The sequence below is a fragment of the Psychrobacillus sp. FJAT-21963 genome (genome assembly GCF_001420585.1).
GTDB lineage: Bacteria > Bacillota > Bacilli > Bacillales_A > Planococcaceae > Psychrobacillus.
In genome coordinates, this window is the sequence record NZ_LJIY01000001.1 from 85,651 (window position 1) to 106,221 (window position 20,571).

Below are 20,571 nucleotides of genomic sequence, written 5' to 3' on the forward strand. Positions count from 1 at the left end.
ATGGTATATTGAACGTGAAGGAGGACAATTTAATGTATTTCGAAAACACAGGTATTGAAAACACGGTCATCGATCTAAATGTATTAGATGATGTTATGAAAAAACATGGTTTAGTTCGTGAAGGCCAATGGGACTACGAACGAGTTACTTACGACAAAAAGTATGAAATTAAAGAGGGTATTTTTTACCTTCGTGTATTTGGTTTTACTAAAGATGGTGATGTTGGTGCACACGATGCAAATATCACTTTACTTAAACCAGTTGTTGGTAAGCATTATTACCCTCATGGTGTTGAATATGGAGAAAATGAAGTTTTCCCAAATCACTTAGTTAAATCTTGTGAACAAACTTTAGCTGCTTTAAAAGAAGATTTAAAAGCTTTTGAAGCACGTGTATAATAGTATTACTTATAAAACGTTAGAGAATGTGTTCTCTAGCGTTTTTATCTGTTCAATTATAAATATCTTGTCTATACTAATAAAAAGAATAGAAAGGAGGAATTATAAAACATGGTATGGAAAATCTTAAAAAAAGAATACGTTAAGTACATAATAGTAGCCATTTTCCTTTTAATAATTGCTTTTTTTATCCTTCCAGTTTCTATTCCTATTATTTTAGCATTGCTTACTGCAATTATAATTGAACCTGCTGTAAAATTTACTCAAAGAACATTTAAATGGAAACGAAAGCCGGCAGTAATTGCTAATTTCACATTTTTCATCATTATTATTTCAGGCCTATTATACTTCGCAGTCACTAAACTAATAAGCCAGTTGATATATACGTCTAAAGTTTTCCCATTCCATTTAAATAACCTCACTGGTATTTGGATAGATATTCAAAATAACCTTTTTAAATATACGGAAGGCTTGCCAAAAGAAGTGGTAACATCCATTCAAGATAAAGTGGATTCAACATTAAACAGCATGAAGGAATCTTTACTTGATTTACTTAGCTATTCTAATATATCTGCTATTCTCACAAATATTCCGAATTTTTTAATAAGTTTCATTGTTTTTATCATCGCCCTCTTTTTATTCATGTTGGACTTAGCTAAATTACGAGCGAAGCTATTTTACTATTTATCCGATAGTACCGCAGAAAAAGTACGATTTATGTCATCAAGTATTAAAAAAACTGTTATTGGTTTTTTCAAAGCTCAAATATTAGCAAGTTTTATCATTTTAGGAGCAGCATTTTTAGGATTACTTTTTATTATTACACCAAGGTACGCTTTTATTATGGCGGTTGTAATTTGGATTATCGATATTATCCCAATACTCGGTTCCATTGCAGTATTGGCACCTTGGGCAATTTATCACTATTTAACTGGAGACATCGTTCTTGGCACAAAACTTACTGTTCTTGCAATTATATTATTGATTATAAGAAGAGCGGTAGAACCAAAACTAATGGGGTCTCAAATGGGGATTTCTCCACTTGCTATACTAATAGCTATGTTCATAGGTGCAAAACTATTTGGATTTCTTGGTTTTATGATAGGTCCTCTTATGGTAATCCTTTTTATAACCGCTAAAGAATCCGGGATGATCAAACTAAACTTCAAATTATAAAAATAAAACAGTAACCACCTAGATGCGGTTACTGTTTTATTTTGCTTTTAATTAGCTACCAATTATAGCTTTAATAACGGAAGTAGTTTCCCCTCCATGGTAAAAAACATAAAGTAACAGGTAGACAGCCACGCCTGTAATTGCAACAAAGAACCAGATAACGCTCGTAATTGGCCCAATTTTACGATGTTTTACTATATTATTTTTGTAACCTAAATACAAGGTTACTATTCCAAAAACTGCACCAACTGTTGCCAAAGTAATATGAAAAATTAAAAATATCGTATAGTAAATTTTAATATCATCGGGACCACCAAAAGCAGTATTTCCTATAAAGATTGTCCGAGATGCGTAGATAATAAAAAAAGTTAATGCAGATAGAGCTGCAGCAAACATTGTTTTTTTATGTGCTTCTATTTTTCTTTGTTTTACTAATATCCAACCAATTGCTACTAGCACTGCACTTAACACGATAAAAAAGGTACTAATTGTAGGTAATAAAGGTAAACTCATCATCATTCTCCTCGGTAACAAAAATTAAATAATTAGTTAGGCTCTACTTGAATTATGAAGATCATCTAATGCCTTTTGCGTAATTTCATCAGCAGTTTCCTGTTCTTTACGATACCATTGGAAGAAGATTGAAAATAGCACTACTCCATAAATTATTTCTTGAATAATTTTCATAATAATTCCACCAAGTTGTTGATCCTCGAATGGTGGCATATCTGAAAATAACTCAGGTCCAGATAATGATAGACCCGATAACGTACTTGTTGGTACACATAGCTCCATTGCTTTTAACCATGAATCAGGATTTGTATACGTATCATACATTGGAGATCCAGAAAAAATGATAAGTGCACATGCAGGAGTAATTAATACTGCACTTGCAATAAGGTAACCTATTTTCTTTAATCCATGTAATCCTTTTCCATCTTTAATAATTTCAACAACTGACCACCACATGAAAATCGCTGACATAAACAAGATGAACGTATATGTTCCATGTAATACCTCATTCAACTTAATATAATCGAAAATTAAAGGTATATGGTAAAAAGAGAATAGCCCTGAAAACACGATTAATGCAAACAAAGGTTTTGTTAATAGAGGAAATACTTTTCGAACTACAGGTAATTCAATTACTACCTTCCAAACCCACCAAGGAATTCCCTTCATCATGAGAGGTGGAACTAGTAATAACAAAATAGCCATTTGTGTCATATGAAAAGAGAACATAATATGACCCATCAAGTCTATAGGCGATCCCTTAATAATATATAAAAGAACTAAGCTTGTTAAAAAATATGCAGCTTCTTTACCTTTTAATGGTTCGGAGATTTTAAAATCCTTTCTCCATTTTACAGTGATTAAAAAATACAATATTGTAATAAATACTAAAACGCCAATCATGACAGGACTCCACAATGCTTGAAAACCAAATATACTTAAAGGCATACGTATCCTCGCTCCTTTTTACATTACTCACACTATTATAATGCTCTATCGCTATAACTTCAATGAACGAACTATGACAAATGAGATTGCAAACTATAAGAGACCGAAGAGAAGAGGCAGCGTTGGCCTTCCTTCCACTAGTACAACTAAGGGCACTGAAAAAGTCCTCAATGAGTTTTCTTAACAGTATGTGAGCGACAAGTTGTTCACATATTCGATTTTTTATTTTGGACCCGTTAATTTCCGTTCCAGGCGGACGCGTTCCGCCGGCATGGCTTCAGCCGCTTCCCTTGCTCCTGCGCAGAGCTCGTCGCAAAAAACAATGCTCCTGCGCAAAGCTCGTCGCAAAAAACAATGCTCCTGCGCAAAGCTCGTCGTAAAAAACAATGCTCCTGCGCAAAGCTCGTCGCAAAAAAACAATGCTCCTGCGCAAGCTCGTCGCAAAAATTAATTTCGCTACGCTCAGTCCAGGGTCTTCACCTCATGCACCTGCCGCTTCGCTTTCGGTGCAGAAAACATTTGCTATTCCGGCTGGAGTCGCCGCCTTCACTACAATTAACTCTTATCCGCTTTTCAATTAGGAAATCATTATGAAATTAATAGTGGAAGTTTTTATCACTTACATTCTTTCAATTAATATTTATAAAAAATCGTTGAAAAAGGCGACACTCCTGCGGAAATAGCGTTAGCCGAAGACCCCGCAGTTGAGGGGAACGCAATCTAAGTTCACCGCATCCTGGTCCTGCGCAAAGCTCGTCGCAAAATAACTTTTGCGGCAACGATTGCATGACCAACATCGTGTTGGCTTAGGAGGCTAAGGCAACGCCCGCGGAAAGGGAACCATTTCAACGATTTTCTTATTTATTGGACGATATTATGTAGTAAATTCAAATTCTATAGATTTTTTCAGTGCCCTCGCTACGCTCCTACTGGGTCCTGTCTTTCTCGTTTTTCGGCAGGAATCGAGCAGAGGGTTCTCCAAACTAATCCATATTTTTTTTTAACGTGTTTGCCCGAATGGTTCTGCGCTCGCTTTCTAAAAGTGATTAAAAAAAAACGAGACTAAGCATAAACTTAGTCTCGTTTTAATATTACCACCAAATAATCGTTAAGAATGTAAGGAGCATTGTAAAGCCAATAGTGGCTGCTGTATATAAGAAGAACGTTGTAACAGCATGACCCTTTTCACTCATATGCATGAAATAATAAAGTTGCAATACTACTTGAATTGCAGCCAACAATAAAATTATTGGAACAATATAGTATTTTGAAAAACCTGCAGCAACTGAAGTAAATGAAACAAGTGTCAAGAAAATCATTATTGCAAATGTTGTTACTTGAGCACGCATATCTTCTCTTCTCTTGCGGCGAGTATATTCATACTCTGTTTGTGATTTCACATATACGTGAGCGTCGTTTGACATATTAACCAACAACTCCCATCAAGTATACTACTGTAAAGATGAATACCCACACAACATCGATGAAGTGCCAGTATAAAGAAGCAGTATAGTATTTTGGTGCATTATACAAGCTAAATCCACGTTTAGCATTACGGATAATCAATAAGATAATCCAGCCTAAACCGATTACAACGTGAAGACCATGCGTTCCTACCAATGTAAAGAACGCTGATGAAAACGCACTTTGTCCATAAGTAAATCCGATGTGTACATAATGATAAAACTCATAAATCTCTAATGCTAAGAATCCGAAACCAAGTAATACAGTAATCGCTAACCAAGTTTGCATTCCTCTAAAATTATGGTTCTTCATGTGGTACATTGCGTACACACTCGTTAGAGAAGATGTAAGAAGTAACATCGTCATAACAAAGGCAAGTGGTAATTCATATAAAGATTGAGTTGAAAACTCCATACCACTTGGCCCTTTGTTTTTAAGAGCCAAATAAGTAGCAAACAAACTAGCGAATAGTACAGTTTCTCCACCTAGAAACAGCCAGAAACCTACGAATTTGTTTTTACCTTCTAAGGTTACTTGCTCTGGATGATCTGGCCAAGATTGTGGGGTGTACTTCGTATTAAAGTCCATTATTAATTACCCCCTTTTTCATTCATTAAATCTTCTTTGTGAATATGGAAACCATGGTCATCTTTTAATGAACGTACTGCCATTGAAAGTAATGTAATTGCTAATCCAAGAACGATAACTGGAACTGCCCATGATTTTTCACCATTGTAAAGAGCACCGAATGCTGCTACGAATAATCCAAGTGACATTACAAAAGGAATAAATGAGTTATTTGGCATATGAATATCAGATAGTGGCTCTGCATATGTCATACCTTCTTTATTACCCTCTTGTTTTTCAATCCAGAAAGTATCAAGTCCACGAACAAGTGGAGTTTGTTTAAAGTTATAAAAAGGAACTGGTTGTGGAATAGCCCATTCTAATGTACGGCCATCTTCCCAAGGATCTCTTCCAACAGGAACATTCTTAACAACTGTAATGATAATATTGATTACTAAAATGATTACACCAATTGCCATGAAAATCGCACCGATTGAACTGATTAGGTTGAATAGATCCCAACCTTGATTTGCTCCATAAGTGAAAACACGACGTGGCATACCCATTAGACCTAAGAAATGTTGAATAAAGAAAGTAAGATGGAAACCGATAAAGAAGAACCAGAATGTCCATACACCAAGTTTTTCACTTAACATTTGGTTAAACATTAAAGGCCAATATAAGTGCAATGCTGCTAAGATTGCCAGTACTACCCCACCAACGATTACATAGTGGAAATGGGCAACGATAAAGTATGAATCGTGTAACTGATAGTCAAGAGGTGCTGCAGCTTGCATAACACCAGTAACCCCACCTGCTACGAATGAAGGAATGAATCCTAATGCATAAAGCATTGGAGTAGTTACTTTAATACTACCTCCCCAGATCGTAAGAAGCCAGTTAAAGATTTTCATACCTGTTGGTACAGCAATAGCCATTGTAGCAACAGCAAAAATCGCATTAGCTGTTGGTCCTAATCCAACTGTAAACATATGGTGAGCCCAAACCATGAATCCTAAGAATCCAATTAATACTGTAGCAAATACCATGGATGAGTAACCAAATAAACGTTTACGTGAGAATATTGCAAAGATTTCTGAGAAAATACCGAATGCAGGCAATATTAAGATATATACTTCAGGATGCCCAAATATCCAGAATAAATGCTCCCAAATAATTGTATTACCACCCATTGTATGGTCAAAGAAGTTTGCTCCAAACATACGGTCAAAGATTAAGAAAAATAATCCAATTGTTAAAGGTGGGAAAGCGAATAATATTAACGCACTTGCAACAAATGTAGTCCAAGTCATTAATGGCATACGCATGTATGTCATACCAGGAGCTCTCATATTAATAATTGTTACAAGAAAGTTAATACCGGCTATATATGTACCGGCACCGGATATTTGAAGTCCTAGTGCATAAAAGTCAATCCCATGACCTTCGGATGCTAGCGATAGAGATGCATAAGAAGTCCATCCAGCATCAGGTGCTCCACCCATAAACCAAGATAGATTAAGGAAAATACCACCAAAAAGGAATAACCAAAAACCAAGTGCATTTAAGAATGGGAATGCAACGTCACGTGCACCAATTTGTAAAGGCACAACAGCATTCATATATCCAAATAATATTGGCATGGCTGCTAGAAAGATCATTGTTGTACCATGCATTGTAATAATTTCGTTAAATAAACCAGCACTTACAAAATCATTGTCCGGTTTTGCCAATTGTATACGAATAAGCATTGCCTCGATACCACCGATTACAAAAAACAATCCGCCGGCAGCGAGGTAAAGGACAGCGATTTTTTTATGGTCAACCGTTGTTAAATAGTCCCATAAAGTTGCGCCAAAGCCTTTTTTCTTAGCGATTGAACTCACAACTTTAACCTCCTTTATTTTTATCTATTGATTTACTTTTCAATAGATAATCCCATTAAATATTCCGCAAGAGCATCTAATTGCTCTTCACTAAATTTGTTGCCATTGTTGATTGCTTCAGGCTGTGGCATTAGGTTGCCTGGTTTGTGACTTTGTGGATCATTGATCCAAGCTTTTAAGTTTTCTTCGTTATGCTCCATGAATCCTGCAACACGGTTACGGTCTCCAAATGCAGCTAAGTTAGGACCTACTCCACCACCAGTACCTGCAGCAGAAGTTGCATGACAAGCGATACAACTTGTGTTAAAGATTTCTTCACCAGATTTAGCAAGTTCGCCTTCAGCAGTAGGTTCTGTTGTTTTAGCAGACTCTACCCATGCGTTAAAATCTTCTCTTTCCATAGTTTTAACTTTGAAATCCATCAAAGCATGTGAAGGACCACAAAGTTCAGCACATTTACCATAGAAAACGCCTTGTTCTAATCCAGCAGAAGCTTCATCAAATTCTAAATAGAATTGGTTTACATTTTCCACGTTTGTATCCATTTTACCACCAGCTGATGGAATCCAGAATGAGTGCTTAACATCTGCAGCTTTTAAATTAAAGTACACTTTTTCATCAGTAGGAACTACTAATTCCTGAGAAGTAACTACACCTAAATCTGGGTATTCAAACTCCCACCAGTATAATTTTGCTGTAACATTTACAGTAACTGCTGTTTTGTTACCTTCCTCATCTACTTTTTCCATTCCTGCGACATCCGCATGCTTATAAGTTAAATAAACAGTTGGAACAGCAAGTACTAATAATAGAAGAATAGGAATAACTGTCCAAATAATTTCTAGAGTATGACTTCCTTCCACTTGCTTTGGAATGACGTTTTCTCCTACTTTTTTACGACGGAATTTCACTAGTGCAAGAACATAAATAATTACTACTACTATAATAACTAAAGCCATAATAGCAGATGACAGTAATAGTAAGTTAAATTGATCCCTTCCGACTTGTCCTGCAGGTGTAAGCGTAGATAGATATTCTTCGCCACAACCCGATAGAAAAATCGTAAGAGCTGCTAACAGTGAAAAAAGTCGCCATTTTTTAAGCCCTTTCATCATAGCTAAATCAAACCCCTCTTTCATAGTTGTATTCATGTGCAGTTGGACTGTGGTTCTGTTCTATATGAATTCTTATTGATTAAAGAAAGAATTCCAGTAGTTAAATAAAGATAGAGAAGATTATCATTGATACGAACAGGATGGTCATATAGTTTAATGAATAAACAAACATACGAGTAGCCCATTTCAAATCGTCTTCAGCTCGGAAACCTTTAATAGCAAGTATGAGCCAACCTATATTAAGAGCTGTAGCTAATACGATGAAGAATGTTCCAAGTTCCATTAGCAAAAATGGTAATGGGAATAAGAATATTACCCATAAAAGCATAGAACGCTTCGTACGTTCAAATCCTTTTACAACTGGAAGCATTGGAATATTAGCTGCTCTGTATTCCTCTGTTCGTTTCATAGCTAGTGCATAAAAGTGCGGTGGTTGCCACACGAACATTATTAAGAACAGAGCTAGAGCTCCAAGGCTTAAACCAGGTTCTACTGCTCCCCATCCAATTAAAGGTGGAATTGCACCAGAAATACTGCCGACTACTGTGTTACTCACATGTTTTCTTTTTGACCACATGGAATAAAGAACTACATAACTAATGATACCAGCAAGTCCCCAAACTCCCGCAGAAGTTGAAGCCATAAATAACAAAATTTCACCTACAACTAACAAAGTAAGAGAAGTTATCAGCACGGCCGTAGGATTAAACCTTCCAGTAACAGTTGGTCTTGCTCTTTTACTCTTCATAATAGGATCTATATCACGATCAATATAGTTATTCATCGCACCTGATCCAGCGATAATTAAAGCCGCCCCAAATAGTGTGTAGAACAACAAATCTAATTCATGAAGAAAATTACGGTTAGTAAATTGAAAAGCTAACCAAATACCAGTAAACGTCGTTATAAGATTTGAATTTACAATCCCAATCTTAATAAGTGCAAGAAAGTCTTTAATGAATGACGCTGTTTCTGGATTTTTGTCAGTCTCGGTATTCGCGGTAATTGATTGACTATTCGACATGCTGCCCCCTCCTTTCAAAGTTGTAAGCATATTCCGCTATCTTTTACTATATCGAAAATCATCTCTAATTTCTATAGCGAAATATGTTTTTCGACTTATAAGTATTAAAAGATTCTCCTAAACAATACAACAATATTAATAGTAAATCATTTCTTTTTATTATTTGTGAAGGTTAAGGCACGAATTTATGAACAATTTGTGAAATGGCATTATCATACCCTATTCATTAAATGATAAACATTGTATTTTCTTCTATGTTTCGATATTATCAAAAGGCAGATACCGTCTTTTTAAGACGATCAAGATACATAAAGTAGGTGGCATATTGCACATTCACAAAAGTTTAAAATGGTTGGCTGTGGCCTCTACAGTTGGTATGCTTCTCATTCTATTAGGTGGAGCTCTTGTAACCAAAACCGACAGTGGAATGGGTTGCGGTAGACATTGGCCAGGCTGTAATGGACAACTAATACCTGATGAAATAACGACAGAAGTACTTATTGAATTTTCACACAGACTTGTTACAGGTGCTGTTGGAATACTTATTGTAGCTTTGGCAGTTTGGGCATGGCGTGCATTGGGAAATGTTCGCGAAACAAAGTTTTTATCATTTATGGCAATTTTCTTTTTGGTTCTACAAGCTTTAATTGGAGCAGCACAAGTTAAGTGGGGTCAAGGCGATTTCATTCTAGCACTACATTTTGGAATATCACTCATTTCTTTTGCAGCAGTATTATTATTGACCTTACTGGTCTTTGAAGTTGATAGAAAATTTGACACAGATAAAATTAGAATTGGTAAAACTTTAAAGTTTCATACAATCGGAGTCACATTATATTCATATATAGTAGTTTATACTGGTGCATTAGTAAGGCACACAGAGGCAAGTTTGGTTTGTAAAGATTGGCCTTTATGTAGAAATGACGAGTTTACACTACCTACCAATTTATATGAGTGGGTTCAGATGGGGCATCGTGCTGCAGCTGGCTTGATAATCATATGGATATTGATTATTGCTATTCATGTAATTAAGAACTATAAAGATCAACGTGCTCTTTATTGGGGCTGGATTATTGCATTAATTCTTGTTCTGTTACAAGGTTCTACTGGTATGCTAGTAGTATTAACTAAACTTAATCTTTATATCGCATTATTGCATTCTTTATTTGTTTCATTACTTTTCGGATTGCTCTGCTATATGATTTTACTTTTATCTAGAAGTCTGATGAAAAAATAATAAGCCGATTCACCTTTGTCCTTATTTGATCATTAACTGTTCGCTAGTGACAATTAAAGATACTAAACCAATTCCTATGAGCGTGGAGAGAAGAGACGTTGTCCCTTCTCTCCACGCTTTTTTGGTATATCTCGTTAAGATTAGCTACTAGTCTAAACTTTAATATAATTGATATTTCCTAATAGAGATTAAGAGTTGGAAACGTATGTGCACTTGCCGCACGCTACGTCTAAGCCTCCGTTGAATGAATCGCTCATCTGTCGCTATCACAACCTTTCCGGGAAATCATTTTTCGCCTCTTGCGATGAGTAACGCGCACATCTTGGATGCATCAGTTTAAATTGAAACAATCCATTAAAAAGATAAGCCTACTCAGGATTATTGATTAACAACCATATAACAGAATCTACTTTATTATTAGAGAAGATACTGGTATTCGCGCATTGCCAGCCATATGAAACAGAGAAATACGCTAGTGCATACAGCGGCACTTGCGGACGTGCGGCCAGCGCGAATGCCAATAAAGAGTAGATTCCCCCTTTCACCTAAGCCCAATGATTCCGCTCCATAGAAATTAGAAATTCGTATATGCGCTTGCCGCACGCTACCCAGTATGAATCTCTCCTTTGTCGCTCTCACATCCTTCGCGCTCTTGCGACGTCTAAGTCGTTTATGCTGGAAATAGTTTTACTCACATCAAAAAGACTGTTTGACAATTTATATCAAACAGTCTTTATAATTATTCTTTTTCTATTTCAATTAATAAATCACCAGTGGAAATAGCTTCTCCTGCGACTACATGAATCTCTTTAATTACTCCGTTGAAAGGTGCTTGAACTGTTGTTTCCATCTTCATTGCTTCCGTAATAAGTAAGTGTTGCCCTCTTTTCACTTTACTTCCAATCGAAACAGCTACTTTTAGTACAGTACCTGGCATAGTTGCACCTATATGTTGCTCATTAGTTACATCTACTTTCGGTCGAGACAAATGACTAACTTCGATTGTCAGATCTTGAATGGAAACTTCACGTGGCTGACCATTCAATTCAAAGTAGATAATTCTGTTGCCATCGTGAGTTGGCTCACTAATAGAAACCAATTTAATCATTAAAGTCTTTCCTACTTCAATCTCTACTTCGATTTCTTCTCCAAGCTTCATGCCATATAAGAAAGTGGGTGTATCTAGTACTGAAACATCTCCGAAGTTCTTTTCTGTAGTAGCATATTCATCGAATACTTTAGGATAAAGCGTATATGCTAAAATTTCTTGACTCGTTACAGGGCGTCCTAGTTTATTGAATAATTCTTCTCTCACTGCTTTAAAATCAATAGGCTCCAGTAATTCTCCAGGTCTTACTGTAATTGCCTGACGATCCTTTAATATTACTTCTTGCAGTTCTTTTGGGAACCCACCGTACGGCTGACCAATATACCCTTCAAAAAACTCGATAACAGAGTCAGGGAAATCAATCGTTTTTCCTCGTGTTATCACTGAAATTTCATCCAGATTATTTTGTACCATGAACAGCGCCATATCCCCAACAATTTTAGATGAAGGCGTAACTTTTACCACGTCTCCAAAGAGTAAGTTAACTCGAGAATACATCTCTTTTACTTCTTCCCAGCGTTCGCCTAGTCCTACACCCTTTGCTTGTTGTTGAAGATTACTATATTGTCCTCCTGGCATTTCATGTACATAAATCTCTGTATGCGGACTCATCATTCCACTTTCAAAATCTTGATAGTATTTACGTACATCTTCCCAATAATAGGATAACTTTTCAAAAGCATTTATATCACCGATAACTTCTCTGTTGCTCCCTTTTAACGCATAACTCAATGTACTTGCGCTCGGTTGAGATGTCAAACCAGCCATCGCACCTAAAGCCGTATCTACAATATCTACTCCAGCTTCTATAGCTTTTGCATACATATAAATTCCGTTTCCACTTGTATCATGTGTATGCAGATGAATTGGTAGATCCACTGTGCTTTTAAGTTCACTAATCAATCTAAAAGCCGCTTCTGGCTTTAATAGACCCGCCATGTCCTTAATCGCCAAAATATGCGCTCCTGCGGCTTCTAACTCTTTTGCCATATCTTTATAGTACTGCACCGTATATTTGGCACGTGAGTCATCTAAAATGTCTCCTGTGTAGCATATAGCCGCCTCAGCTATCTTTCCAGATTGTCGAGTAGCATCTATTGCAACTTCCATCCCTTTGATCCAGTTCAGGCTATCAAAAATTCGGAATACATCTATACCTGCTTCTGCCGACTCTTGAATAAACTCTCGAATGACATTATCCGGATAGTTTTTATATCCAACAGCATTTGCCCCTCGGAATAACATTTGAAAAAGAACATTTGGAATCATTTGTCGCATTTTTAGTAAACGATCCCATGGATTCTCTTTTAAGAAACGGTAGGCAACGTCAAACGTAGCTCCTCCCCACATTTCAAAAGAAAACAAGTCATGCATCCCATGGGCTGATTCTGTTGCTATTTCAAACATATCGTACGATCGAACACGCGTCGCGAGAAGTGACTGATGGGCATCCCTAAAAGTTGTGTCTGTTAGTAATACACCTTTTTGTTCCTTCACCCAGTTGACTACCCCTTCTGGGCCATGTTGCTCTAAAATTTGTTTTGTTCCAATTGTAGGTATTGTTGTTAAGTCAACTTTTGGTTTTCTTGCAGTACTAAAAATAGGTTTAGATTTTTTCTTCTCCACACCAGGAAAACCATTAACAGAAACATTACCAATATAATTTAATAGCTTTGTTCCACGGTCTTTCCTATTAGGGAATAAAAATAGTTCAGGAGTTGAATCAATAAAACTTGTATTAAATTTTCCTGAAAGGAAGCTTGGATGCTTTACAACATTTTCTAAAAAAGGAATATTAGTTTTTATCCCTCTTATTCTGAATTCCTGCAAATTTCTGTCCATTTTAGCTGCAGCTTCTTTAAATGTCATGCCCCAAGTCGAAACCTTCACTAACAATGAATCATAATAAGGAGTGATAACAGCTCCTTGAAACCCGTTTCCAGCATCTAAGCGTACACCAAAACCACCACCTGACCGATAAACCATAAGCTTTCCTGTATCAGGCATAAAATTATTCAATGGGTCTTCTGTTGTTACACGTGACTGAATCGCAAAACCAAAGAGTGGAATATTATCCTGACTCGGAATTCCCATTTCTTCACTGTTTAAAGCTAAACCATCAGCGATTTTGATTTGTGCATGTACAATATCAACACCAGTAATCATTTCTGTTATCGTATGTTCTACTTGTATACGAGGATTTACTTCAATAAAATAAAAATCATTTTCCGTTACTAAAAATTCAACTGTTCCTGCATTTATGTAAGATACATTTTTCATCAACTGAACTGCAGCTTGGCAAATGCTATCTCGTAATTCGGAACTCAAAGAATTAGAAGGAGCAATCTCTACCACCTTTTGATGTCTTCTTTGAATCGAACAGTCCCGTTCATACAAATGGATGAGATTACCTTGATTATCTCCAAGAATTTGGACTTCTATATGTTTTGGCTGATCAATGAATTTTTCTACGTACACTTCATCTGATCCAAATGCCGCCTTTGCTTCTGATTTTGCACGTTCATATGCACTATCCAATTCCTCTTCTGTTTGAACGACACGCATTCCACGTCCTCCGCCACCAAGAGAAGCTTTAATCATTAGCGGATAGCCATGTGCTTTACCAAACGCACGAACATCTTCCAAATTTTCTACTGGACCATCGCTTCCTGGAATAACAGGTATACCAGCCTTCACAGCCTGATCACGTGCTTTAACTTTGTCTCCAAACATATCGAGATGCTCTGATGTAGGTCCAATAAAGATGATGCCTTCTTCCTCACAACGTCTTGCAAAGTCAACATTCTCTGAAAGAAAACCATATCCTGGATGAATAGCATCAGCATTACTTTTTTTCGCTATTCGGATAATATCTTCTATATCCAAGTAAGCGTCAATTGGTTTTTTTCCATCTCCAACCAAGTAAGATTCATCTGATTTAAATCGATGAAAAGAGCCAATATCTTCTCTTGAATAAATAGCTACTGTACGTAGATTTAACTCTGTACAAGCCCGGAAAATTCGAATCGCTATTTCCCCTCTGTTAGCGACTACTATTTTATTGATTTTTTTCATCCCTACACCCCTTATCTTATCCTTTGGTTTTCTCATACTTTACAAACATTGAGACATTCATCAGTATCCCCATTGCTGCGGATAACAATATAATGGAGGTCCCCCCGTAACTGATAAACGGTAAAGGCACTCCGGTAAGTGGGATTATTCCCAGCATGCCACCTAAGTTAACAAATGTTTGAAATCCTATAATACTACCAATTCCAGCAGCTATCATACGAGCCTGAGGATCTTTTGTAGTGATGGCAATCATTATTGCCTTAAATACAAGAAAAAACAGTCCTAATAAAACGATTAATACCCCTATAATCCCAAGTTCCTCGGCAATAATTGCCATTATAAAATCCGTATGTGGTTCCGGAAGATATCCAAATTTCTGATTCGAGTTCCCCAACCCTAAACCTTTTAAACCTCCAGAACCTATCGCAATATAACCATTTACAATCTGATAGCCATAGCCTTGTTCATAATCAAAAGGATTAAAGAAAGCTTCTAGTCTGCCTCTTCTATGTGGAGTCAATAAAGTATCCTTCATCAAGTAAATCGCAACGAGACCTAATGTAATTACCATACCAATTAATCCAATAATTTTGGAAAATGACTTAAATTTTATTCCACTAGCAGCAATTACAGAAATTGCAACAAAGCTAATTATCATTGTATTTCCTACATCTGTTTCCATCATAATTGACACAAATACAAAAAATAACACGATGAGAGGCGGCCCAACAGATTCGTTTAGTTTATCTAATGTTCCATTTTCATATTTCTTCGTAAATATCCCTGCAAAATATAAAACTATTACAATTTTCGCAACTTCTGATGGTTGAATATTACCAAAACCTAAGTGAATCCAACTCTGTGAACCACTTTCCCCACCCGAACCAATAAAATGCACTAAAAATAAAAGCGTAAACATCACGAGTAGCATTAACTGCATTACAACTTTATTTTTATAATGTTTATACGGAAAAAAAGCAGTCAGGAAGAAAACTGGAATACAAAGTAATAAGTTTAGCTTTTGCTTGTTAAAAAAATAGTCGGGTTCCCAACCATAATTAAGAACCGACCAACCAAAACTAGCACTATATATCATTACTAAACCAAATAGGCAAAGTAACAAATAAACAAAGAATAACGGATAATCAAAGTTTTTTACATAACGTTTAATATACGGAATCATTTTAAAACCTCTATTTCATAATTTAAANACAAATAAATATTTCTAGAAAAAAAACTCAAACAGTATTTTTGTTTGAGTTTTATAATTATTTTTCTGTATGGATCTCATGTAAAATTGATAACTCTTTTTCAAGTGAAGCTATAATTTCTTTTCCTTCACTTTTCTCTAAAAGCCCTAGCTTTACCGCAAAGTCAATTTCACGTGACAAACCAAACATTTGAGTGTCCAGAACCTCTTCATAGAGAGGGCATTGAGGCATCGTTAAGTTATCCATCTGCACTTTTATAAGTTGTGCAATCTTTTCCGCATCTTTTTTCAAAAGCTCTAATGCTTTATCTTGATACGAAATTTGTATATTAGTATCCATGAGGACGCCCCCATTATTATAATTTCTAATTGTTTTACCTCCCTAAAGTGTATCTTTTGCGTAAGAAAAATGCAAGTGTTCTCTCATCTTACATTTTGATATAATTAATTATTCTTTGAGACTTTTCGATTTAAAGGTATACTTATATAGATTAGATAGTCTAGAGGAGGCAATTGTTTTGGAACAAATTATTCCTATTAAGGGTGCAGTAAAATTTAATATTACTTTAGATCCTACCGTATGGATTTTTGATGATCGTAGAATCGATTTGGATGATTTCTTTTCTGGTAAGTACGAATATAAAGATGAGTTAGAGGAGTATACAAAAGTTACTTCTGCTCATTGGTCTCGAGAAATCATTGAAGGCTCAACTAACCCACCGACATTAAAAACTGAAAAAAAATACGAGCGCACAAAAGTATTAACAAGTACTTTTGGTATTGACCTAAAGCAATTCATTTTAAATGCTGAGCCTTTAAATGATGCTACTACACTTGTTGTGGAAACTACTGATAGTGAACATACATTTTCTTTAAAAGAACTAGACTCCCTCTTATTGAAGTTTAGCCATAAAGGAAAGCCACTACGAGAAGATGGTCCTGTTCACATACTAAAAAAAGATGGATCCAATATCAATAACCCCATCAATAATATTACAGCATTTCGTATAGAATAGGAGGTAGCTTTATGAAGGTACAATGTGCCATTTGCGACCGAATTGACGAGCTTCCAAATGACTTGCCATTAGCGAAGAAATTAAGAAATCGACCTATTCACACTTATATGTGTCCAACCTGCCATGACAGAATAGAAGAAAAAACACTTGACCGATTAGCGACCGGCAAATTTATTTTTTACAAAACTTCAAAGCTTATTGAAAATGAATTTTAACTAGAAAAGAAAAAGCTCGACTACACTAAGTAGTCGAGCTTTTAGGTTGCGGACAAAGTCATTATTAGTCGGTGTTTCTTCAGGCTGTCTTGAAAACGCTTGTCAGTCGAGGCGCGAGCACAAGGCGGAAGCGAATAGAACTTATAGTTCATGAGCTTACAACGATGTGCAAACGCTCTTGTTTGCGACGAGCTTTGCACAGGAGCAAGCAACGAAGAATGCGAGCGTTTGTCAACAGTCTGAAAGCTCGACTACACTAAGTAGTCGAGCTTTTTCTTTTCTCAAGTCGTAAGCGAATTTTATAAATAATGAGGATTAATGCTGCAACAATTAGCCCTTCTACAACAGGAAGGAAAAAAGCTAAAAATGTTAGCATCAAACATCCGATAAATAAAAACGCATAAATGACTATATTTTGACCAATACGTAATTTTTTTGCAAATCCTAGCCTATAAACAAGGACGGATAGCAAGAAAATCACTAAAAATAATACATAACCCGCTATATCGTAGGATGGCATTGCCTCGTAAATATATCTTGCAATACTAGACATTCTACCAAATACGAATTGCTTTTCCTCCAAGGTTTTTCACCCTTTCAGTTCCTATTCCAGTTCTGCATTTTTCTTTTTCTTTGCGACACGTTCGCGTTCATTTTTATCTAAAATTTGTTTACGTAAACGAATTGATTGAGGAGTAATTTCTAGATACTCATCTTCGCCTAAATATTCTATCGCTTCTTCAAGAGTTAAAATACGAGGTTTTTTAATCACGTTTGTTTGATCTTTGTTAGCTGAACGAATATTCGTTTTTTGTTTCATTTTTGTAATATTAACAGTGATATCAGCATCACGAGTATTCTCTCCGACAACCATACCTTCGTAAATTTCAGTACCTGGTTCCACGAATAATGTACCACGATCTTCTATTTGCATCATTCCATAAGTTGATGCTTTACCAGTTTCCATTGAAACAAGTACTCCTTGGTGACGTCCACCAACACGACCTGAAACTACTGGTTGATAACTATCAAAAGTGTGGTTAATGATACCAAATCCTTTAGTCAGAGACATAAATTCAGTAGTATACCCGATTAATCCACGAGCAGGAACCATGAAGATCAAACGAACTTGACCATTACCATTGTTGACCATGTCAATCATTTCACCTTTACGAGTACCCATAGATTCGATAATTGAACCTACACTATCTTCTGGCACATCAATTTGAACACGCTCAACAGGTTCACATTTTACACCATCAATTTCTCTAATAATTACTTTCGGTTTGGAAACTTGTAATTCATATCCTTCACGACGCATATTTTCGATTAAAATCGATAAGTGAAGCTCACCACGACCAGAAACTGTCCAAGCATCAGGAGAGTCTGTATCTTCAACTCGTAATGATACATCTGTTTGTAATTGAGCACGTAAACGTTCTTCTATTTTACGTGAAGTAACCCATTTACCTTCACGACCAGCGAATGGTGAGTTATTTACTAAGAATGTCATTTGTAGAGTTGGTTCATCGATACGTAATGGTGTTAAAGCTTCAGGATGGTCTGTAGGACAAACTGTCTCACCTACATTAATTTCTTCCATACCAGATACCGCAATTAAATCTCCTGCTTTAGCTGACTGGATTTCTTCACGCTTTAATCCAAAGAAACCGAAAATTTTTGTTACACGGTAATTTTTCACCGAGCCATCTAGTTTCATAAGAGAAATTTGTTGCCCTACTTCAATTGTTCCGCGGAATACACGACCAATACCAATACGTCCTACATAATCATTATAGTCAAGTAATGCTACTTGGAATTGTAGTGGTTCGTCTGAGTTATCAATCGGTGCTGGAATTGCTTCGACAATCATGTCGAATAGACATTTCATGTTTTCTTCTTGGTTAGCAGGGTCTGGATCTAATGAAGCAGTACCGTTTACACCAGAAGCATATACAACTGGGAATTCTAATTGATCTTCATCTGCACCTAATTCTATTAATAGTTCTAAAACTTCATCTACTACTTCTAGTGGACGAGCAGAATCTTTATCTACTTTGTTAACTACAACGATTGGTGTTAATTTTTGTTCTAACGCTTTTTTCAATACGAAACGCGTTTGAGGCATACAACCCTCATATGCATCGACAACTAGTAAAACGCCGTCTACCATTTTTAAGATACGTTCTACCTCACCGCCGAAATCAGCATGTCCAGGTGTATCCAAGATATTGATGCGAGAACCATTATAATCTACTGCTGTATTTTTAGCTAAAATCGTAATACCGCGTTCACGCTCAATATCATTCGAGTCCATTGCACGTTCTTCAACGTGTTCATTTGAACGAAATGTACCAGATTGTTTTAATAATTGATCGACTAGTGTCGTTTTTCCATGGTCAACGTGTGCTATAATTGCAATGTTTCGTAAATCTTGACGAATTTTTGTCATATTTCCACTCCATATTCTTTTTTTCGCGTCCATAACTGTGTTATTATAGCACAAGTGAAACTAAAGTAATAATATTTTTTATCATTATTTTTTGGAGGTAATCATTTTGGGCAACATTAAATGGATTTTTGTTCTATTTTCTCTTGGTGCAATATTATCTATGGCTTTTGTTGGAATTGCGATTGCACTTAGAAGTATCCCATTAGTAATACTAGGACTTGTCTTACTTTGCGTGGTTATGGGATATGGTTTTAAAACAAAGAAAAAAATGAGAGATCAAGGTCTACTATAATAAATCGTCGACAAGAGTTTTCTTGCCGACGATTTTTATTTTAACTTTATATAATTTGTTACTAATTCCTTATGAAGACCCGGCTTTGCAATCAAAAAAGTATTTTGTGTCAATAAATTTATTGGTTTATCTGCCAAATCCGTAACAATCGCCCCCACCTCTTTTGCAACGACCATTCCACCTGCTATATCCCATGGTGATAGCCGCATCGACATATAGGCATCCAGTTTTCCAGTTACAACATAGGCTATTTCCAATGCAGCTGACCCGTAAGATCTAGTTCCACGTACTGTTTGTAAAAGCTTAATCATCCCATCATGTTCAATGTATTTATTTGGTACTACCCAACTGGCATTAATTCCAATAATGGATTGTTCAATCCTTGCTTTCTCTACGTTTGGTATTCGTAAATCATTATAATATGCTCCTTCACCAAGCGATGCAGATATTAAATCATCTTCCATCACATTATAAATATAGCCAAGTAGCCCTACTCCATCCTTATAAATACCTAGTGAAATAGCAAAGTTCTTTTTTTGATGAATAAAATTCATTGTTCCATCTATTGGATCCAACATCCAGACATACCCATTTAAATCTTGAATATCGTCACCAAATCCTTCTTCTCCAAAGATTCGATGTTCAGGAAAATCCTTTTTTATATGGCTTATAAAAAATTGTTCCGTTTCTTTATCAATATTTGTAACCAAATCGTTTGCTTCGGATTTTGTTTCAATAATAAGCTCAGTAGTAAAAGATGCTTGTATTCTACCCGCAGCTTCTTTAATGAGCGACTTAGCATATTTATCTAACTTATGTATATCCACTGCTCCCACCCTTTCTTCCCATCTACTATTCAGTATAAAGAAAAAAAC

The 20,571-nt window shown here is 36.1% G+C and carries 19 protein-coding genes; 6 read left to right on the top strand and 13 right to left on the bottom strand.

What is annotated here, in order from left to right; translation table 11 throughout:
- Positions 1-32: 32 nt before the first annotated feature.
- Entirely contained in the window at positions 33-398 is a 366-nt protein-coding gene (locus AN959_RS00455) for a YugN family protein (protein ID WP_053590125.1), read from the top strand.
- A 111-nt stretch (positions 399-509) separates the two neighbouring features.
- Positions 510-1,574, top strand: a complete 1,065-nt coding sequence (gene ytvI / locus AN959_RS00460; protein ID WP_056827412.1) for a sporulation integral membrane protein YtvI — start codon at positions 510-512, stop codon at positions 1,572-1,574.
- Between the two features lie 51 nt (positions 1,575-1,625).
- Here the strand turns inward: ytvI and AN959_RS00465 are convergent, their stop codons facing one another.
- The 7 genes from AN959_RS00465 to cyoE form a co-directional block, all read right to left on the bottom strand.
- Positions 1,626-2,087 carry a DUF420 domain-containing protein gene (locus AN959_RS00465; protein WP_172794277.1) on the bottom strand — a complete coding sequence of 154 codons (462 nt, stop codon included), beginning with the start codon at positions 2,085-2,087 and terminating at the stop codon, positions 1,626-1,628.
- A 36-nt stretch (positions 2,088-2,123) separates the two neighbouring features.
- The gene (ctaG, locus tag AN959_RS00470) at positions 2,124-3,035 is read right to left on the bottom strand and encodes a cytochrome c oxidase assembly factor CtaG (RefSeq protein WP_056827414.1); all 912 of its coding nucleotides are present in this window, start codon (positions 3,033-3,035) and stop codon (positions 2,124-2,126) included.
- Positions 3,036-4,126: 1,091 nt separating this feature from the next.
- Complete coding sequence (gene ctaF, locus AN959_RS00475; RefSeq protein ID WP_056827416.1) at positions 4,127-4,459, bottom strand: cytochrome c oxidase subunit IVB; 333 nt, start codon at positions 4,457-4,459, stop codon at positions 4,127-4,129.
- 1 nt (position 4,460) lies between these two features.
- A complete protein-coding gene (locus AN959_RS00480) occupies positions 4,461-5,087 on the bottom strand; it encodes a cytochrome (ubi)quinol oxidase subunit III (RefSeq protein ID WP_053590130.1) in 627 nt (208 codons plus the stop codon).
- Positions 5,088-5,089: 2 nt separating this feature from the next.
- Positions 5,090-6,952 carry a cytochrome c oxidase subunit I gene (locus tag AN959_RS00485; RefSeq protein ID WP_056827418.1) on the bottom strand — a complete coding sequence of 621 codons (1,863 nt, stop codon included), beginning with the start codon at positions 6,950-6,952 and terminating at the stop codon, positions 5,090-5,092.
- A 32-nt stretch (positions 6,953-6,984) separates the two neighbouring features.
- Entirely contained in the window at positions 6,985-8,067 is a 1,083-nt protein-coding gene (gene coxB / locus AN959_RS00490) for a cytochrome c oxidase subunit II (RefSeq protein ID WP_056827420.1), read from the bottom strand.
- 100 nt (positions 8,068-8,167) lie between these two features.
- Complete coding sequence (cyoE, locus tag AN959_RS00495; protein ID WP_053590133.1) at positions 8,168-9,091, bottom strand: heme o synthase; 924 nt, start codon at positions 9,089-9,091, stop codon at positions 8,168-8,170.
- Between the two features lie 325 nt (positions 9,092-9,416).
- Here cyoE and AN959_RS00500 point away from each other — a divergent pair, with 325 nt between their 5' ends.
- A complete protein-coding gene (locus AN959_RS00500; protein ID WP_056827422.1) occupies positions 9,417-10,328 on the top strand; it encodes a heme A synthase in 912 nt (303 codons plus the stop codon).
- Positions 10,329-11,067: 739 nt separating this feature from the next.
- On the opposite strand, the gene pyc is transcribed toward AN959_RS00500, so the two are convergent.
- From pyc to AN959_RS00515, 3 genes are all read right to left on the bottom strand, one after another.
- The gene (gene pyc / locus AN959_RS00505) at positions 11,068-14,511 is read right to left on the bottom strand and encodes a pyruvate carboxylase (RefSeq protein WP_056827423.1); all 3,444 of its coding nucleotides are present in this window, start codon (positions 14,509-14,511) and stop codon (positions 11,068-11,070) included.
- A 16-nt stretch (positions 14,512-14,527) separates the two neighbouring features.
- Positions 14,528-15,694, bottom strand: a complete 1,167-nt coding sequence (locus tag AN959_RS00510) for an FtsW/RodA/SpoVE family cell cycle protein (protein WP_053590136.1) — start codon at positions 15,692-15,694, stop codon at positions 14,528-14,530.
- Positions 15,695-15,779: 85 nt separating this feature from the next.
- Complete coding sequence (locus AN959_RS00515) at positions 15,780-16,061, bottom strand: YlaN family protein (RefSeq protein ID WP_053590137.1); 282 nt, start codon at positions 16,059-16,061, stop codon at positions 15,780-15,782.
- A gap of 178 nt (positions 16,062-16,239) precedes the next feature.
- Between AN959_RS00515 and AN959_RS00520 the strand changes: the two genes are divergently transcribed.
- Positions 16,240-16,737 carry a hypothetical protein gene (locus AN959_RS00520; protein WP_053590138.1) on the top strand — a complete coding sequence of 166 codons (498 nt, stop codon included), beginning with the start codon at positions 16,240-16,242 and terminating at the stop codon, positions 16,735-16,737.
- Positions 16,738-16,748: 11 nt separating this feature from the next.
- Positions 16,749-16,952 carry a YlaI family protein gene (locus AN959_RS00525; protein WP_053590139.1) on the top strand — a complete coding sequence of 68 codons (204 nt, stop codon included), beginning with the start codon at positions 16,749-16,751 and terminating at the stop codon, positions 16,950-16,952.
- Between the two features lie 256 nt (positions 16,953-17,208).
- On the opposite strand, the gene AN959_RS00530 is transcribed toward AN959_RS00525, so the two are convergent.
- Together AN959_RS00530 and typA are read right to left on the bottom strand one after the other, a co-directional pair.
- Positions 17,209-17,535 (bottom strand): YlaH-like family protein, encoded by a 327-nt coding sequence (locus tag AN959_RS00530; protein WP_253278847.1) that lies wholly within the window; start codon positions 17,533-17,535, stop codon positions 17,209-17,211.
- 21 nt (positions 17,536-17,556) lie between these two features.
- On the bottom strand, positions 17,557-19,404 hold the full coding sequence (typA, locus tag AN959_RS00535) for a translational GTPase TypA (protein WP_053590140.1): 1,848 nt from the start codon (positions 19,402-19,404) through the stop codon (positions 17,557-17,559).
- 106 nt (positions 19,405-19,510) lie between these two features.
- Here typA and AN959_RS00540 point away from each other — a divergent pair, with 106 nt between their 5' ends.
- Positions 19,511-19,696, top strand: coding sequence for a YlaF family protein (locus AN959_RS00540; protein WP_056827425.1), 186 nt, complete (start codon positions 19,511-19,513; stop codon positions 19,694-19,696).
- Between the two features lie 35 nt (positions 19,697-19,731).
- On the opposite strand, the gene AN959_RS00545 is transcribed toward AN959_RS00540, so the two are convergent.
- A complete protein-coding gene (locus tag AN959_RS00545) occupies positions 19,732-20,523 on the bottom strand; it encodes an inositol monophosphatase family protein (RefSeq protein WP_056829058.1) in 792 nt (263 codons plus the stop codon).
- Between the last annotated feature and the right edge of the window lie 48 nt (positions 20,524-20,571).

What these genes read in the sequence shown, in the direction of transcription:
- AN959_RS00510 (WP_053590136.1), bottom strand. Translation starts at nt 15,694, where the DNA reads ATGATTCCGTATATTAAACGTTATGTAAAAAACTTTGATTATCCGTTA.
- AN959_RS00480 (WP_053590130.1), bottom strand. Translation starts at nt 5,087, where the DNA reads ATGGACTTTAATACGAAGTACACCCCACAATCTTGGCCAGATCATCCA.
- AN959_RS00525 (WP_053590139.1), top strand. Translation starts at nt 16,749, where the DNA reads ATGAAGGTACAATGTGCCATTTGCGACCGAATTGACGAGCTTCCAAAT.
- AN959_RS00515 (WP_053590137.1), bottom strand. Translation starts at nt 16,061, where the DNA reads ATGGATACTAATATACAAATTTCGTATCAAGATAAAGCATTAGAGCTT.
- ytvI (WP_056827412.1), top strand. Translation starts at nt 510, where the DNA reads ATGGTATGGAAAATCTTAAAAAAAGAATACGTTAAGTACATAATAGTA.
- pyc (WP_056827423.1), bottom strand. Translation starts at nt 14,511, where the DNA reads ATGAAAAAAATCAATAAAATAGTAGTCGCTAACAGAGGGGAAATAGCG.
- coxB (WP_056827420.1), bottom strand. Translation starts at nt 8,067, where the DNA reads ATGATGAAAGGGCTTAAAAAATGGCGACTTTTTTCACTGTTAGCAGCT.
- ctaF (WP_056827416.1), bottom strand. Translation starts at nt 4,459, where the DNA reads ATGTCAAACGACGCTCACGTATATGTGAAATCACAAACAGAGTATGAA.
- AN959_RS00455 (WP_053590125.1), top strand. Translation starts at nt 33, where the DNA reads ATGTATTTCGAAAACACAGGTATTGAAAACACGGTCATCGATCTAAAT.
- typA (WP_053590140.1), bottom strand. Translation starts at nt 19,404, where the DNA reads ATGACAAAAATTCGTCAAGATTTACGAAACATTGCAATTATAGCACAC.
- cyoE (WP_053590133.1), bottom strand. Translation starts at nt 9,091, where the DNA reads ATGTCGAATAGTCAATCAATTACCGCGAATACCGAGACTGACAAAAAT.
- ctaG (WP_056827414.1), bottom strand. Translation starts at nt 3,035, where the DNA reads ATGCCTTTAAGTATATTTGGTTTTCAAGCATTGTGGAGTCCTGTCATG.
- AN959_RS00465 (WP_172794277.1), bottom strand. Translation starts at nt 2,087, where the DNA reads ATGAGTTTACCTTTATTACCTACAATTAGTACCTTTTTTATCGTGTTA.